Source organism: Pulveribacter suum, assembly GCF_003013695.1.
GTDB lineage: Bacteria > Pseudomonadota > Gammaproteobacteria > Burkholderiales > Burkholderiaceae_C > Melaminivora > Melaminivora suum.
Genome location: NZ_CP027792.1, coordinates 1,118,895 through 1,133,622, shown reverse-complemented (window position 1 = coordinate 1,133,622; position 14,728 = coordinate 1,118,895). Strand labels below are relative to the sequence as shown.

Sequence of the window (14,728 nt, the reverse complement as noted above, 5' to 3'; positions counted from 1 at the left end):
ACTTTTTTCTCGGGATGACCCATCCATGACGGAACCAAGAATGACTTCCCCCAACTCCACGCGTCCCTGGGCGAAAACGGTGATGAAAGCCCAGGATTTCAGCCACGACTGGGACCATTACGTGACCATCAAGGTCAAGAGCATTCGCGCGGTGGCCCTGTCGGGGCTGCATACCTTTACCGAAGACAGCTACACGGTTCCCCAGGCCGTGGGATTCATCGAATTGCTGGGATCGCGTGCGGGCGCGCTGCGCACGGCGCTGCGGATCGGGTTTTCGAAGAGTGCCGACCTGCCGCCCCCCAGCTTTGAGCTGTATGAATCCATGGCACTGGGAACGCTGACCCTGCCAGCCGATTGCTTCAGCGCCATTCTTCAATTCATCAATTGCCCGTCGGCCCACTTCCGCATCGGCGGCGACGGCAGCCGCAATGCCGTGGCGACCGAAGCGCCCCTGCTGCAAAGCGGCCTGCCACAGGCCGCTGCGGCGTCTGCCTGAGCAGGCGCTCACCCACCGCCAGGCACGCGCTCAGGCCGCCCCGCTGGTGCCCGTGTGGGGCGGCCGCTCCTCGACGGCGGCGAGAGATTCGCCAGCGGGCACCAGCACCAGGTGGTCGTTGCTGAAAGTCGGGATAAAGCCGAGCTGCCCGCGTATTTTGTAAAACGGGGTGGAGTATTTCTCCATCATCGCGGCCGTGACCTTCTCGAAAAATGCCTGCGGCACCTTGTCATTGACGCTGCCGCTTTCCAGTTGATTCCAGCGCAGGCGCCATTTCCCCTGTGCGCGCTGCACCCCGATGCGGGCATGCTCTTCCAGGCAATGGGAATCTTCGCGAATGAAAATCGTGAGGCCGAAGTACACATAGCCGTCATCGCCCACCTGCAGGCGCGGGGAAAGCGTCGTCCCCTCCGAGGCCAGACGCTCCAGCCGCTCATCCATCTTGTAGAACTCCACGTCCGCAGATCTGGCACCCAGATAACCAATATATTCCACGCGCAGGCGCTCGCCGAAAACGCGGCATTCTTCCTTGTATTGTTCAAAATCACGACACCAGGCAATGGCCTTGCTGCGCAGATTGTCAAAGGGGCTCATTTTATTTTTCTCCTGGGTTGTACGAAATTTCCAGCCTGATGCTTTCTGCAACACCTGACCATCTGAAGCAACACGTTTCCCTTGCAAAGACGGCCTGCCGCATGGCAGCTGGTACCAGATTCAAACGGGTCAATACCCAGTTCCTGCCGATCTGACCTGATTTCAAGCTTCTTGCAGGCCGCGGCCATCAATCGAGCCTGTCCGACATGGCCGGGCAGGCGCGGCTGGTCGAATGCCGCTACACCTAAGCGGGAGTTTGACCATGTTGAATGCCTATCAGCGCAGCAATGACAAGCCGTTGAAGCCCCGGGCGCTCAAGCGCATGCGCCAGCAGGAAGCCATGCAGCCCAGCCGGCGCCGGCCATTGCATTTTCCGCTGCCCGAGGCCCCTGTCTGGAAGCCGCTGGGATAGGCCGCCTGGCCCCGCATTGTTCCACCCCACCCCACCTGTTGTACTGAACGAGGCCCTCGCATGAAATCTTCCTCCGGCGCCGATACCGCGGACAAGCAGCGCCAGCTGCAGCAGCAGCAAGACAGCAAGACTGCCCAGACCAAGAAAGAAGAAAAAGGCAAGAAGGCCAAGCCCGCGCCCGGCCCCGGCCGCAGCGAGCCGGCGCCCCCCATGCCGCGCCAGCATCTGGACAAGCCTGGCGTACAGCGCGACATGGAACTGCAGCCGCGCTTTGAGGCACCGCACTATGGAGGTAGCGGCAAGCTCAAGGGCATGGCCGCGCTCATCACGGGCGGCGACTCGGGCATCGGCCGGGCCGTTGCCGTGTTGTTTGCCCGCGAAGGGGCAGACGTGGCAATCGCCTATCTTGACGAGCATGAGGACGCTCAGGACACCTGCCGGCTGATCGAAGCCGAGGGCGGCCGCAGCCTGGCCATTGCCGGCGATATGAAGGACGCAAAGTTCTGCGCGAGCGCCGTGCAGGCCACCCTCAAGGCCTTCGGCAAGCTCAACGTGCTGGTGAACAACGCCGCCTTTCAGGAGCACGCCGCGTCGCTGGAGGAGCTGAGCGAAGAGCGTTTCGACGAGACCTTTCGCACCAACATCTACGGTTATTTCCACATGACCCGGGCAGCCCTGCCGCACCTGCAGCGGGGCGATGCGATTGTCAATACCGGCTCCGTCACCGGGCTGCGCGGCAGCAAGAAGCTGCTGGACTACTCGGCCACCAAGGGTGCCATTCATGCCTTTACCAAGGCACTGGCGCAGAACGTGGTGGAGCGGGGCATCCGCGTGAACGCCGTGGCACCCGGCCCGGTATGGACCCCGTTGAACCCTGCCGATCAGTCACCCGAGGACATCGAAAAATTCGGCGCCGACACCCAGATGGGCCGCCCTGCGCAGCCGGAGGAAATCGCGCCTGCCTACGTGTTTCTGGCGGCGCCCAGCTGCTCCAGCTACATCACCGGCATCGTCCTTCCCATTACCGGCAATGCCGGCGACGGCGCCTGACGCGGCACGCCGGTCCTGCCGGCAGCGCGCTCACCCATGAAAAAAGCCGAAGGCCCCTGAGGGGCCTTCGGCCGATTCACAAGCACACCCGCTTAACGGTCGTTCTTGTGGCTCTGTGCACCGGCACGTGCGTGCTGCTCGCTGGAGCCGCCGCGGGTGTTGCCGGAATTGGAATTATTGGATTGGCTATTGCCCGAAGAGCTGCGGTTGTTGTCCGAGCCCTGCGAAGACGAACCCTGGCCGCCATGGCTCTTGGCACCGGCCTCGCGCGCTTCCTGCGAGTTGAACTCGTGGGCATTGCCCGAAGCGTGTGCGGCGCGGCCGCCCTCGGCTGCAATCTCGCGTTGACGCTCCGGGTCCATGGAAGCAAAGCCCCGGTTGCTGTTGTTGGACTGGCCGCCGCTGCTGGACTGGTTGCCATGGCCGCCTTGGTTGCCGCCCTGGTGCTGGTTGCCTTGGTTGCTGTGGCTCTGGTTGCTCTGGCCGCTGTTGCTGTTCGAGTACTGGTTGTGGCCTTGGGGATTGTTGTTGGGCATTGCGATCTCCTATGTGTTTCCAAACAAAGAAGCATGCTGGGGAATTCCAACGTGCGGCCTTGAATTTGCGCCGCGACCCCTGGCCCTTCGGTAATCCCCGTCCGACACGACGGTAGGCGTTGCCCCTTAGCGGGTAACAAGATGCCGCGGTGTATTGCCAGACTCATCAAGGATTTCGAAACACAAGATTGCTCGAAAGAAGCTTCAAGGAAAATCAGCCTCCAGCCCTTGCCAGTCAAGCGCCAGCAGCTATCAATCGAGGAGTGGAGGTCAAGCGAGGCCGGCCGTACAGCCCGACCAGGAGGCCCAGAAAAAACGCCCGGAAGCCGTTGCAGGCTACCGGGCGTGATTCGTGGCGGAGAGGGTGTCCGCTAAATTCGATTCCAAGGACGTGCGAAAAAGTCCCGTAACGTCTTGATTTCTATTGCATAATCCGACCGCCACCTGTCCAACATCATCCAAGGACAGCCGACCGCATCCCACATCCTTTGTGGGACTTTTGTGGGCCGAGTGGCACGTGGCGGAGTACGGATTTATGCCCAAAATTGCCAAGCAACTTTCCGAGCGCGCAGTGGCCGCCATCCGCACCGATGGCCGCCATGCAGTAGGAGGCGTGCCCGGCCTTCACCTTCGCGTCAAGGGCGTGGCGCGTGGCTGGGTGCTGCGCATCAAGGTGGGCGAAGCACGGCGCGATATGGGCCTGGGCAGCTATCCCGCCGTGGGCCTGGCCGAAGCACGCGACAAGGCCCGCGCCGTTCACGATTCCCTGCGCCGTGGCGAAGTACCTGCTACTCCAGCAGCAACCCGCCAAGCCACCATTGCAGTGGCCGCCATGTCGTTTGAGCAGTGCGCCCGCGCCTTCATGCGCGACAAGGCCAGCGAGTGGAAGAACTTCAAGCATCGCCAGCAGTGGGAGAACACCCTGGCGCAGTACGCCTTCCCACTGATCGGCGCCATGCCTGTGGCCGCAATCGACCTGCCGCACGTCCTGGCCTGCCTGGAACCCATCTGGCGCGACAAGACCGAGACCGCTTCACGCCTGCGCGGCAGGATCGAAACCGTGCTGGACTGGGCCACCGTGCGCAAGTACCGCCAGGGCGAGAACCCAGCGCGCTGGAAAGGCCACCTGGACAAGCTACTGCCCGCGCCCACGAAGGTGGCAAAGACCGTTCATCACCGCGCCCTGCCCATTGACGCCATGCCGGCGTTCATGCGGGCGCTGCACAAGCGCCACGGCATATCCGCCCGCGCGCTGGAGTTCGTGATCTACACCGCCGCCCGCTCAGGCGAGGTGCGCGGCGCGAGCTGGGACGAAATCGACCTGAAGGCGGGGCTGTGGACTGTGCCGGCTGATCGCATGAAGGCAGGCAAGGAACACCGAGTTCCCCTGTCTGCTGCCGCCATCAAGCTGCTGAAGAAAACGCCGCGCCTGGAAGGGTGCGAGCTGATCTTCCCCGGCACCAAGGGCCAGCCGCTATCCGATATGAGCCTGGCCGCTGTCCTGCGGCGCATGGACGTTGATGCGGTGCCCCATGGTTTCCGCTCGACATTCCGGGACTGGGCAGGCGACCGCAGCCACTACCCGCGCGAGCTGATCGAGGCCGCGCTGGCGCACACGCTGGAAAGCAAAGTGGAGGCCGCCTATCGGCGCGGCGATGCGCTGGAGAAGCGGCGCGAGCTGATGGAAGCGTGGGCGCAGTTTTGCGCTGGCGCGTGAGAGGACACCAACATGCACTGCAACGATGTCTCTATGAGTTCGCCCGCGAAGCGGCCACTACAAGCTGTACTACTTCCACGACCACAACATGCAGAGCAAAGTAAGACTTTGTATCCCTTTTCTCCTGGCCTAAAGGGAGGAAAGCTGTCCAAGACCGTCCAAAGCCGTCATGTACTGACCTGCACAGAGCAAAAAGGGCGATCGTTGGCGCCTTCTTCTCACAGTGAAGCGCTTCTGCCCAAGACCGGGTGGTGTACAAACCGCATGTCTTGTTGGATGTGAAAACGTCCAATAAGGCGAACCCCGCCAAGCCGCGCCAACGGCAAGGGGGGTTCTAGTGCATCGGAGACCGATGCGGGTGCTTAGATTTCAGGCCAAGCGTCCCATCGTACCGCAAGCGGTATAGACCATGTAACTGGGTTTACTTCCAGCATGGTCGAACTGTTTGCTGGCTCCGGCGCGTTCTTCTTTTGAACCGTTGAGAACCGATATGAGTACGACATCCTCAGCAACCGACGAAACCCTGCTGCGCCTGCCGCAAGTGCTGGCGCGCTTTCCCGTGAGCCGTAGTGGCTGGTACCAAGGCGTCAAAGCCGGCAAGTACCCCCAGCCCGTCCGCATCGGAGAGCGTGCTGTCGCCTGGAAGGCCAGCGACATCCGCCGCCTCGTTCAAGCCGCCAGCGCTTGAAGGGAGGACGGCATGAGCAACAACGCCAACCGTGGCGGGTTCGACCGTACCCGCCTGCCTGATCCCCTGACCTACTACGAGGGCCAGGGCTTGGACTTCAAAGAGCGGCGCGGCAAGTGGCGCACCAGCCGCTGCGATTTCCACGGCGGCAGCGACAGCCTGCGCATCAACACCACCAGCGGCTCGTTCGTGTGCATGGCTGGCTGCGGCGCCCGTGGTGGCGACGTGTTGGCCTTTCACATGGCCACGCATGGCCTGGACTTCATCGAAGCCGCCAAGGCCCTGGGAGCCTGGACGGATGACGGACGCACCGCGTCCACGCGCCCCACGCCGCTGCCTGCCCGCGATGCGCTGGCGGTGCTGGCGGCCGAAGCCAACCTGGTGGCAGTAGCCGCTGCCAACGTCGCGCACGGCGTGCTGCTGACGCGGGTGGACTTGGACCGACTGCTGACGGCAGCCGCGCGCATCAACGTGGTTGCGGAGGTGATCGCATGAACGCCGTAATCGACATGAGCCGCGCGAATGCCCGCGTGGATGCGCTGGTGGACAAGCAAGCGAGCTGGCCAGACCCCGCGCCCATCGTGAGCGACCTTCCCCCCGCCCCGCCGTTCGACGCGCACGCGCTGCTGCCCGGCGCGCTGGCCGAGTTCGTCCTGGACGAAGCCGACCGCATGTGCGCCGCGCCTGACTATGTGGCCGCCACGCTGATCGTGTCCCTGGGTGCGGTGATCGGCACCAAGTGCGCCATCAAGCCCAAGCGCCGGGATGACTGGATCGTGACGCCCAATCTCTACGGCGGCGTAGTGGGCGACCCCAGCGCGAAGAAGTCCCCGACCATCGGCACGGTGATGCGCTTCATGGATCGGCTGGAGGCCAAGGAAATGGAGGACTTGGAAGAGCGCCGCAACACCTACGAAGCCGAGCTGGCCGCCTTTGAAGCCCATGAAGCTGCCATCAAGGCGACGATGAAGAAGGCTGCATCCGGCAAGCCCGATCGGGACAAGATGCTGGCCGCGCAAAACGACCTGGCCGGCCTGGAGAAGCCCGAAGAACCGCGCCCGCGCCGGTTCAAGTCCAACGACGCCACTGTCGAAAAACTGGGTGACATCCTGAGCCACAACCAGCACGGCCTGCTGGTGTTCCGCGACGAGCTGATGGGCCTGCTGGCGAGCTGGGAGAAGGACGGGCGCGAGGGCGACAAGGCGTTCTATCTGGAGGGCTGGAACGGCACCGGCAGTTTCAGCATCGACCGCATTGGGCGCGGCAGCCAGTTCATCAAGACGCTGTGCCTGTCCGTGTTCGGTGGCATCCAGCCTGACCTGTTGGAGCGCTACCTGGGCAGCATCGTCAACGGCATGGACAACGATGGCCGCATCCAGCGGTTTCAAGTCCTGGTGTACCCCGATCAACCCGCGTGGGAGTGGCGCGACCGCTATCCCGTCAAGGGCGCGCGTGAGGCGGTGCGCGACCTGTTCGACCGTCTGGCCAGCTTTGATCCGGCGATGGATGGCGCAGCACCCGCTGACGACTTCGTGAAGCTGGCGCACTACACGTTCGACGACGCGGCGCAGGAGCTGTTCATCGAGTGGGACACCGAGCTGAACCGCCAGCGCATCCCGAACGAAGGCAACCCCATGTTGCGCCAGCACTTGGCCAAGTTCGAGAAGCTGTTCTGCGCCATCGCGCTGATCCTGCACTTGGCAGAAGGCCGCATCGGCGCCGTGACCGTGGAAAGCGCGCTGCGCGCCGCCGCATGGTGCGAGTACCTGGAGGGGCACGCGCGCCGCGTCTATGGCTTGGTGGAGGCGGCCCGCATCAACACCGCCAAGATGCTGTCGCGCCGCCTGAGCGAGGGCAAGCTGGCGCAGGGGTTCACCGCGCGCGACGTGTGGAAAAAAGGCTGGTCTGGCATCAAGAGCACGGCCGACGCGGAGGCGGCGCTGGCCATCTTGGAGGAAGCCGGCTGGATCGTCGGCCTGGATGACACCCCGCCCGAGGGCGGCCGGCCGACCATGCGCTACTACGTCAACCCGAAAGCGAGGGCCGCGCGGTGATCTCATGGGCCGACAAAGCGAAAGCGCATTTTTCACAAACGCGCCAGGAGCAGGCCCCCAAAACCCCCGAAAGGGGGGTTATGGGGGTTATGGGGGTGCGCTCCCAGCGCAAACATGAAAAACACGCCGCCAACGATGCCGACGAAGCCGCGCTGCTGGAGGCGCTGCTGACCGAAGCCGAGCTGGCCTGCGACTACTGGCAAGACGGCCCGGCTGCACGCCAGCAAATGCGCGAGGACATCCTGGCCGCAGCGAAACACCAGTGGCGCGACCTGCTGGAGTATTTCCGCGCGCAGTACCGGCAGCGCTGACATCACCACCGACCCGCCACCGAGCGGGTTTTTTTACGCCTGGGCTTGCTTCGTCATTTCATATTGTGGTAGTAGAATTGCACATTGTGAAATCAACCCGCCCGGCGTTTGCAGGGCACCTTTCCTGAAAGTGACCCATATGCAACTGCACGAAATCCGCGAGCGCCGCGCCGCCAAAGTGACCGAAGCCCGCAGCCTGCTGGCCAGCGACAAGCTGACCCCTGAGCAGCAGGCCGCCTTCGACAAGCTGAAGGGCGAAATCACCAGCCTAGAAGCCGACGAAGCCCGCGCGCAATTCCTGGAGGACGCCGAGCGCCGCAGCGCCGGCCCGCTGGACAAGGGCACGCGCGAGCTGCACGGCCAGGTCAGTCTGGTGGAGGCGATCCGCTGCCAGGTGGAAGGCCGCGCCGCAACTGGCGCCGTAGCCGAGTACTCGCGCGAGGTGGAGCAGCGCACCGGCACGAAGGGCATCTACGTGCCCCTGTCGGCATTCGAGACCCGCGCGCAGACCACCACCAGCGCCGCCAACATCGTGGCCGACGACTTCCGCCCGGACCTGTTCGTCGGCCCGCTGCGCAACAGCTTGGTGATGCGCCGCCTGGGCGCCCGCGTGCTGACCGGCCTTCGCGGCGACGTGGTGATCCCCCGCCAAAAGACCAGCCACACGGCGCAGTGGCTTGCTGAGGGCGACTCCCTCACGGAATCGGGAATGACGTTCGACCAACTGACGTTGAAGCCGCGCCATGTGGGTGCGCTCACCGAGCTGTCGCGCCAACTGATCCAGCAGGCCAGCCCGCAGATCGAGCAGCTTGTCCGTGATGACATGTCGGCCGTCATTGCCGAGGCGTTCGACGCCGCCATGATCAACGGCGACGGCGTGAAGGAGCCGCTTGGTTTGCTCAACACCGTAGGCATTCAAACCGCCAACCTGGCCACCTTGTCCTGGGACGCCGTGCAGGCCATGCTGCTGAAGCTGGGCATCAAGAACGTGTCGCCCACGGCCTGGCTGACTTCGCCCGGCGCCGCCATGAAGCTGGCAACCACGCTCAAAAGCACCACGGCAGGCGCTGGCTACCTGCTGGAAGGCGGCACCCTGGCCGGCCTGCCCGTCGCAGTGACGAACCAAGTCCCCGGCAAGGGCACCAGCCCGGTGAAGGGCCAGATCGTGCTGGGCGACTTCTCCGAGATGTTTGTGGGCGTGTGGGACAGCGTGCAGATCCTCGTGAACCCGTACGCCGAAGGCCCGTACAAGCGAGGCGGCGTCATGGTGCGCGCCCTGATGACCGCCGACGTTGCCGTGCGCCGGCCCGAGGCGTTCGTTGTTGCATCCGACGTGGCCCTGTAAGGAGCTGGCCATGCTGGAAGTCCGTTCCACCCACGGCCTGGCCAGCAATGGCCGCACCCTGTCCGGGCATGCCGCCGTGTTCAACAGCGAGGCCAATCTAGGCCAGTTCTCCGAGGTGATCCGCCAGGGCGCGTTCCGGGACACCCTGGAGAGCGGCGCCAACGTCCGGGCGCTGTACCACCACGACGGTTCTGCCTTGCTGGGCACCACCCGAGGCGGCACGCTCAAACTGCGCGAGGACGCCAAGGGCCTGGCCTTCGAGCTGGCCCTGCCCGACACCACCCACGGGCGCGACCTGGCGATCCTGGTGGACCGTGGCGACGTGGCCGGGTGTTCCTTCGGGTTCCGCGTGAAGGAAGGCGGCGACCGCTGGGAGTACCGAGGCTCAACCCTCGTTCGTGAGCTGCTGGCCGTGGACCTGGTGGAAGTGACGCTGACCAGTGACCCGGCCTACGCGGACACCACCGTGGCCCTGCGCAGCATGAAGGAGGCCGCCGATTCGCTGGGCATGGATGCGTTCCTGCGCGACCCGATCATGACGGGCGAGTACCGCCAGCGCCCCGGCGTGAACTTCCTGTGGCTGGAGCTGTGCCGATGATGCGCCGCATCCTGTCGGCCATCGGCCTGGAGCGCCGCACCTGGTCTAACACCGGCATGAACGGCTGGCCCGAGCTGCCCGGCCCGTCCGTGGTGACGCCTGCCACCGCGCAAGGCGTGAGCGCTGTGTATGCCTGCGTGCAAGCAGTGTCCGAGACCGTGGCCAGCCTGCCGCTGGTATTGCATCGGCGCATGGATGGCGACCGGGAAAGGGCCACCGACCATCCGCTGTACCGGGTACTTCACGACCAGTTCAATCCCGAGCTGACCGCCCTGGAAGGCCGGGAATACCTGATGGCCTGCGTTCTGTTGAAGGGCAACGGCTATGCCCGCGTGGTGCGCGGCTGGGACGGCCAGGTCCGGGAGCTGCACCCCATCGCACCGGACACCGTGCAGGTGCGCCGCACCCCGGCCGGCCTGGTGTACGAATACAGCGACGGCACCGGGACATTGCAGCGACTACTCGCCCATGAAGTCCTGCACCTGCGCCACCGCCTGGCAGACGACGGGATCATGGGCGTGTCGCCCATCACCGCAGCGCGCGGCGTGATCGAGCTGGCCCTGAGCGAGCAGGACCACGGACGCAACACGTTCAACAACGGCGCCAAGCTGCTGGGCATCCTGAAGTTCCCCGGCAAGCTCAAGCCCGAGCAGCGCGTGGCCATCCGCGATAGCTGGGCCAGCCAGCACGCCGGCAGCGCCAACGCCGGGCGCACTGCGGTTCTTGAAGAAGGCGTGGACTACCAAGCCATATCCATGAGCCTGGAGGATGCGCAGTGGATTGCCGCGCGCCAGTTCAGCGTGGAGGAAGTGTGCAGATTGTTCCGCGTGCCCCCCACGATGGTGGGAGACCTGAGGCACGGCAACTACTCCAACAGCGTGGAGCTGGCGCGCCAGTTCGTGACCCTGAGCCTGCGCCGCCACCTGGTGGCCATCGAGCAGGCGATCCACAAGCAACTGCTGACCGAGGCCGGACGCCGGACCTACTTCTGTGAGCATGTGGTGGAGGGCATCCTGAGAGGCGACAGCGCCAACCGGGCAGCGTTCTACAGCAGCGGCATTACAGCCGGCTGGATGCTCCCGAGCGAGGCCCGCAAGCTGGAGAACCTGCCGGTGATCGAGGGGATCGACAACCAGCCGCGCCAGGACACGGCCACCCCCGCACCGCTGCCCTACCCGAGCAAGGAGGCCGCAGCATGAAGCGCCCGATCCTGACGCTGCCGAAGCGCTCCAAGGCCACCGGACGCGACAGCGACCCCCGCCGCACCCTACCCCTACAGGGCGCCGCCTGGCAGCGCCTGCGCGCGTCTGTGCTGGCCGAGGAACCCCTGTGCAGGCATTGCCATGCGCGTGGCCTGCTGACCGAGGCCACCGACGTGGACCACCGGGACGGCAACCCCGGCAACAACGAGCAGGACAACCTGCAACCCCTGTGCCACTCGTGCCACTCCATCAAGACCGCACGCGACCACGGCAAGCAGGTTTCCATGGGCCACGACAGCGACGGCCTGCCGCTGGACCCGAGCCACCCGTGGGCGAAGGTGTGCCGACTGTTGCAGCCGCGCGAGCCAGAAATCGCGGGAGAGTTTGCGCCGCAGACCGCCCTGTCCCCCGAGCTTTAACCGGTACTGCTTAAAAAATAGGCAACTATGACCAAAGCCCGCCGCCCCAACTCCAATACCGCCGCCTACGCCGCCACGGCGCACCAAAACGCCGCACAAGGCGCTATCGAGCCGCCCGCCTATGTGACCCTGCCGGGCGAGTGCCGGCCCTTCTGGCAGGCCATCGTGACCAGCCGGGCGCGCGATACCTGGACAGATTCGGACCTGGTGACCGCCGCCAACATGGCCCGCGTGCAACTGGCGTTGCAAACGGCCGACGTGGGCAGCGATGACCATGCAAAGCTGACCCGCCTGGCCCTGGCCTTGAGCCGCAGCCTGTCGGTGCATACGACTGCCACCGCAGGCCGCGCCGCTGACCTGGTGGGCGCGTCAACGGCAGAGCGCCAGGCACGCCAGGACGATGGCGACGAGCTGATCCCCCGGCTGAGGGCGGTATGAGCTGCTGTCTACTCCAGTTCGGCAGGCCACCTTTTCAGGCCCTTCAGCATCCCGTCATTGCGCACGCGATAGACCTTCAGGATGCCGCCCACGTTGCGCAGCACCACGTAAGTTTTCCCATCAACGACGCGCACGTCGGAATCTTTCGAGGGTTGCAAGGGTTGACCAATGCCAGAGCCGGCAGCGCGAAAGTGAGCCGCAAAAGCACGCCTGAGCAAATCCTGTTCGTCCATATCAGTTCCTTAAACTATGTTGCACAAACAGAGTTTAAGGTAATTCCCGAGGCGGCGCAATGACCCGCGCCGCCCGCGTGATCGAGTTCATGGAACGCTTTTGTGTCGTTCCCGAGGGCGCGCACGTGGGCAAACCCCTGGTGCTGGCTGAGTTCCAAAAGGACTTCATCCGCCAGGTGTACGACAACCCCCACGGCACGCGCCGCGCCGTCCTGAGCATCGCCCGCAAGAATGGGAAATCCGGCCTGATCGCCGGCCTGCTGCTGGCCCACCTGGTCGGACCCGAGGCCAAGCAAAACAGCCAGATCGTGAGCGGCGCAATGAGCCGGGAGCAGGCATCCCTGGTGTTCAACCTGGCGTGCAAGATGGTGCAGCAGTCCCCCCGCCTGGCGCCCCTGGTGCGGATCGTGCCGAGCGGGAAAAGGCTGATCGGCCTACCCATGAACGTGGAGTTCCGCGCCCTGGCCGCTGACGGCAAGACGGCGCACGGCCTATCGCCTGTGCTGGCCATCCTGGACGAAATCGGCCAGGTGCGAGGCCCGCAGAGCGACTTCATCGACGCCATCACCACCAGCCAGGGCGCCCATGAAACCCCCCTGCTGATCGCCATATCCACGGCAGCCGCGTCCGACGCTGACCTGTTCTCGACCTGGATTGACGATGCCCGCGCATCCGCTGATCCGCGCATCGTGTGCCACGTGTTCGAGGCGCCGGCCGGCTGCGAGCTGATGGATGAATCGGCCTGGCAGGCAGCAAACCCGGCCCTACGGCTTTTTCGTAGTGCCGACGACCTGCGCGAGCAACTGGCGCAGGCGCAGCGCATGCCGAGCATGGAAAACAGCGCTCGAAATCTACTGCTGAACCAGCGTGTGAGCACTGACGCCCCCTTCATATCGCCGGACGTGTGGAAGGCGTGCAGCACCAAAGCAGATTTGCTTTCGTGTGACGGCCCGGTGTTCGCCGGCCTCGACCTGAGCGGCCGCGTTGACCTGACAGCCCTGGTTCTGATCGGCCAGGACGACGCTGGCGTGTGGCACGTCCAACCCCACTTCTGGACGCCTGAGCAGGGCTTGCACGACCGCGCCCGCCGTGACCGTGCCCCCTATGACGTGTGGCACCGGCAGGGCTTCTTACGCACCACCCCCGGCGCCACCGTGGACTATTCCCACGTCGCAGCCGACATGCTCGAAATCCTGGACGGCCTGGACGTGCGCGCTATCGCCTTCGACCGCTGGCGGATCAACGAGCTGCGCCGTGAGCTGGACCGCCTGGGCGCCGACCTGCCGCTGATCGAGCATGGCCAGGGCTTCAAGGACATGGCCCCCGCCCTGGACGCGCTGGAAGCCGAGCTGCTGAACGGGCGCATTGCCCACGGCATGCACCCCGTCCTGACCATGTGCGCGGCGAACGCAACGACCGTGCGCGACCCGGCCGGAAACAGAAAACTGGACAAGTCCCATTCTTCGGGGCGGATCGACGGATTGCAGGCCCTGGCCATGGCCATGGGTGCGGCAAGCAAGGCAGAGCAGGCCCTACAGCACGACAGCGAGGGCTTCATGTTCGTCTAACAACCCCTGGCCGGGAGGGAGCCGCAAGGCATAAGCCCGGACGCGGATAAGTCGGTGAGTGCCGCGATTCAGCAAAACCCCGACAGCCGGCAGCCCTGAACCTGGGGCGTGGTCGGCGGCCCGTCAGAGCCGCGCCTGGAAAACGCAATCTGACCGCCTGCGCGGCCTGTTGACAGGGGGCCGGTGGCAGGCACCTACAACGAAGGGAAAGACATGATCGACCTGAACGACGCCAAAGCCCATTTGCGCGTGGACAACAACGCCGAGGACGCGCTGATCCAGCACCTGGTGGCCGCAGCCGAAACCGCCGTGCTGGACTACCTGGGCACCGAGACACTGCCCACGGCCGCGCCCGTGCATGCCGCCTGCCTCATGCTGGTGGGCAGCTTGTACGAGAACCGGGAGACCCTGAGCGACCGACCGCTACATGAGAACCGCCTGTTCGACCGCCTGCTGAACCCCTATCGGGTAATGGTGGTGTGATGCAGGCCGGGCGACTTCACGAACAGATCGAGCTGCAAAAGTTCGTCAGCACCACGGACGGCTGGGGCCAGCCTGTCCAAAGTTGGACACCCTTGGCCACCGTCTGGGCGGCAGTGGAACCCCTGGCAGGCCGGGAGTTCATCGCAGCGCAGGCAGCGCAGTCCGAGGTGACGGCCCGCGTTCGCATCCGCTGGCGTGGTGACGTGGACAGCCAGGTGCGCGTGGTGCATCGCGGCAAGACCTACAACGTGCAGAGCGTCATAGACCCGCGCAGCGAGCGCAAGGAGCTGATCCTGATGGTGAAGGGATAGGCCAGTTATGGGGGTTTTGGGGCCTGCGCCTGGCCCTTACGGGAAATTCCTGACCCACAACGGCAAAGAAAAAGCCCCCCTGATCGCTCAGAGGGGCTTGTCTTTTGTGGGCTTTTATGTGGGACTTTTCCCAAAATCAACGCTAAGTTGTTGATTTATAAAGGCCACTGGCGGAGAGGGTGGGATTCGAACCCACGGTACGCTTGCACGTACGCCTGATTTCGAGTCAGGTACATTCGACCACTCTGCCACCTCTCCTGTGTGTCGAAGCCG

18 protein-coding genes and 1 tRNA gene are annotated in these 14,728 nt (G+C 64.6%); 15 read left to right on the top strand and 4 right to left on the bottom strand.

What is annotated here, in order from left to right; all coding sequences use genetic code 11:
* Positions 1-40: 40 nt before the first annotated feature.
* Positions 41-496: a hypothetical protein gene (locus tag C7H73_RS05170; RefSeq protein WP_106845667.1), complete on the top strand. Its 456-nt coding sequence runs from the start codon at positions 41-43 to the stop codon at positions 494-496.
* A 30-nt stretch (positions 497-526) separates the two neighbouring features.
* Here the strand turns inward: C7H73_RS05170 and C7H73_RS05165 are convergent, their stop codons facing one another.
* A complete protein-coding gene (locus tag C7H73_RS05165; RefSeq protein ID WP_106845666.1) occupies positions 527-1,090 on the bottom strand; it encodes a hypothetical protein in 564 nt (187 codons plus the stop codon).
* Positions 1,091-1,562: 472 nt separating this feature from the next.
* On the opposite strand from C7H73_RS05165, the gene C7H73_RS05160 reads away from it, so the two are divergent.
* Positions 1,563-2,552: an SDR family oxidoreductase gene (locus tag C7H73_RS05160; protein ID WP_106845665.1), complete on the top strand. Its 990-nt coding sequence runs from the start codon at positions 1,563-1,565 to the stop codon at positions 2,550-2,552.
* A 92-nt stretch (positions 2,553-2,644) separates the two neighbouring features.
* On the opposite strand, the gene C7H73_RS05155 is transcribed toward C7H73_RS05160, so the two are convergent.
* Positions 2,645-3,088 carry a KGG domain-containing protein gene (locus tag C7H73_RS05155; RefSeq protein ID WP_106845664.1) on the bottom strand — a complete coding sequence of 148 codons (444 nt, stop codon included), beginning with the start codon at positions 3,086-3,088 and terminating at the stop codon, positions 2,645-2,647.
* Between the two features lie 424 nt (positions 3,089-3,512).
* Here C7H73_RS05155 and C7H73_RS05150 point away from each other — a divergent pair, with 424 nt between their 5' ends.
* From C7H73_RS05150 to C7H73_RS05105, 10 genes are all read left to right on the top strand, one after another.
* Complete coding sequence (locus C7H73_RS05150) at positions 3,513-4,805, top strand: tyrosine-type recombinase/integrase (protein ID WP_319424423.1); 1,293 nt, start codon at positions 3,513-3,515, stop codon at positions 4,803-4,805.
* A gap of 490 nt (positions 4,806-5,295) precedes the next feature.
* The gene (locus C7H73_RS05145) at positions 5,296-5,493 is read left to right on the top strand and encodes a helix-turn-helix transcriptional regulator (RefSeq protein ID WP_106845662.1); all 198 of its coding nucleotides are present in this window, start codon (positions 5,296-5,298) and stop codon (positions 5,491-5,493) included.
* Positions 5,494-5,505: 12 nt separating this feature from the next.
* Positions 5,506-5,988 carry a CHC2 zinc finger domain-containing protein gene (locus tag C7H73_RS05140; protein WP_106845661.1) on the top strand — a complete coding sequence of 161 codons (483 nt, stop codon included), beginning with the start codon at positions 5,506-5,508 and terminating at the stop codon, positions 5,986-5,988.
* Entirely contained in the window at positions 5,985-7,547 is a 1,563-nt protein-coding gene (locus C7H73_RS05135; protein ID WP_106845660.1) for a YfjI family protein, read from the top strand. Before C7H73_RS05140 ends, C7H73_RS05135 begins: the two co-directional genes overlap by 4 nt.
* A gap of 89 nt (positions 7,548-7,636) precedes the next feature.
* On the top strand, positions 7,637-7,858 hold the full coding sequence (locus tag C7H73_RS05130) for a hypothetical protein (RefSeq protein ID WP_106845659.1): 222 nt from the start codon (positions 7,637-7,639) through the stop codon (positions 7,856-7,858).
* 139 nt (positions 7,859-7,997) lie between these two features.
* Positions 7,998-9,203, top strand: a complete 1,206-nt coding sequence (locus C7H73_RS05125; RefSeq protein WP_106845658.1) for a phage major capsid protein — start codon at positions 7,998-8,000, stop codon at positions 9,201-9,203.
* Positions 9,204-9,213: 10 nt separating this feature from the next.
* Complete coding sequence (locus tag C7H73_RS05120) at positions 9,214-9,801, top strand: HK97 family phage prohead protease (RefSeq protein WP_106845657.1); 588 nt, start codon at positions 9,214-9,216, stop codon at positions 9,799-9,801.
* Positions 9,798-11,000, top strand: coding sequence for a phage portal protein (locus C7H73_RS05115; protein WP_319424422.1), 1,203 nt, complete (start codon positions 9,798-9,800; stop codon positions 10,998-11,000). The genes C7H73_RS05120 and C7H73_RS05115 overlap by 4 nt, the downstream gene beginning before the upstream one ends.
* Positions 10,997-11,422: an HNH endonuclease signature motif containing protein gene (locus C7H73_RS05110; protein WP_193483941.1), complete on the top strand. Its 426-nt coding sequence runs from the start codon at positions 10,997-10,999 to the stop codon at positions 11,420-11,422. Before C7H73_RS05115 ends, C7H73_RS05110 begins: the two co-directional genes overlap by 4 nt.
* Before the next feature lie 27 nt (positions 11,423-11,449).
* Entirely contained in the window at positions 11,450-11,860 is a 411-nt protein-coding gene (locus C7H73_RS05105) for a terminase (protein ID WP_106845655.1), read from the top strand.
* Positions 11,861-11,868: 8 nt separating this feature from the next.
* On the opposite strand, the gene C7H73_RS15490 is transcribed toward C7H73_RS05105, so the two are convergent.
* Positions 11,869-12,093, bottom strand: a complete 225-nt coding sequence (locus C7H73_RS15490) for a hypothetical protein (protein ID WP_157948321.1) — start codon at positions 12,091-12,093, stop codon at positions 11,869-11,871.
* A gap of 59 nt (positions 12,094-12,152) precedes the next feature.
* Between C7H73_RS15490 and C7H73_RS05100 the strand changes: the two genes are divergently transcribed.
* From C7H73_RS05100 to C7H73_RS05090, 3 genes are all read left to right on the top strand, one after another.
* On the top strand, positions 12,153-13,661 hold the full coding sequence (locus C7H73_RS05100; RefSeq protein ID WP_106845654.1) for a terminase large subunit: 1,509 nt from the start codon (positions 12,153-12,155) through the stop codon (positions 13,659-13,661).
* Between the two features lie 213 nt (positions 13,662-13,874).
* A complete protein-coding gene (locus C7H73_RS05095; protein ID WP_106847544.1) occupies positions 13,875-14,144 on the top strand; it encodes a head-tail connector protein in 270 nt (89 codons plus the stop codon).
* Positions 14,144-14,455 (top strand): phage head closure protein, encoded by a 312-nt coding sequence (locus tag C7H73_RS05090; RefSeq protein ID WP_106845653.1) that lies wholly within the window; start codon positions 14,144-14,146, stop codon positions 14,453-14,455. Before C7H73_RS05095 ends, C7H73_RS05090 begins: the two co-directional genes overlap by 1 nt.
* 168 nt (positions 14,456-14,623) lie before the next feature.
* Here C7H73_RS05090 and C7H73_RS05085 read toward each other — a convergent pair.
* Positions 14,624-14,713, bottom strand: a tRNA-Ser gene (locus tag C7H73_RS05085).
* Positions 14,714-14,728 lie beyond the last annotated feature (15 nt).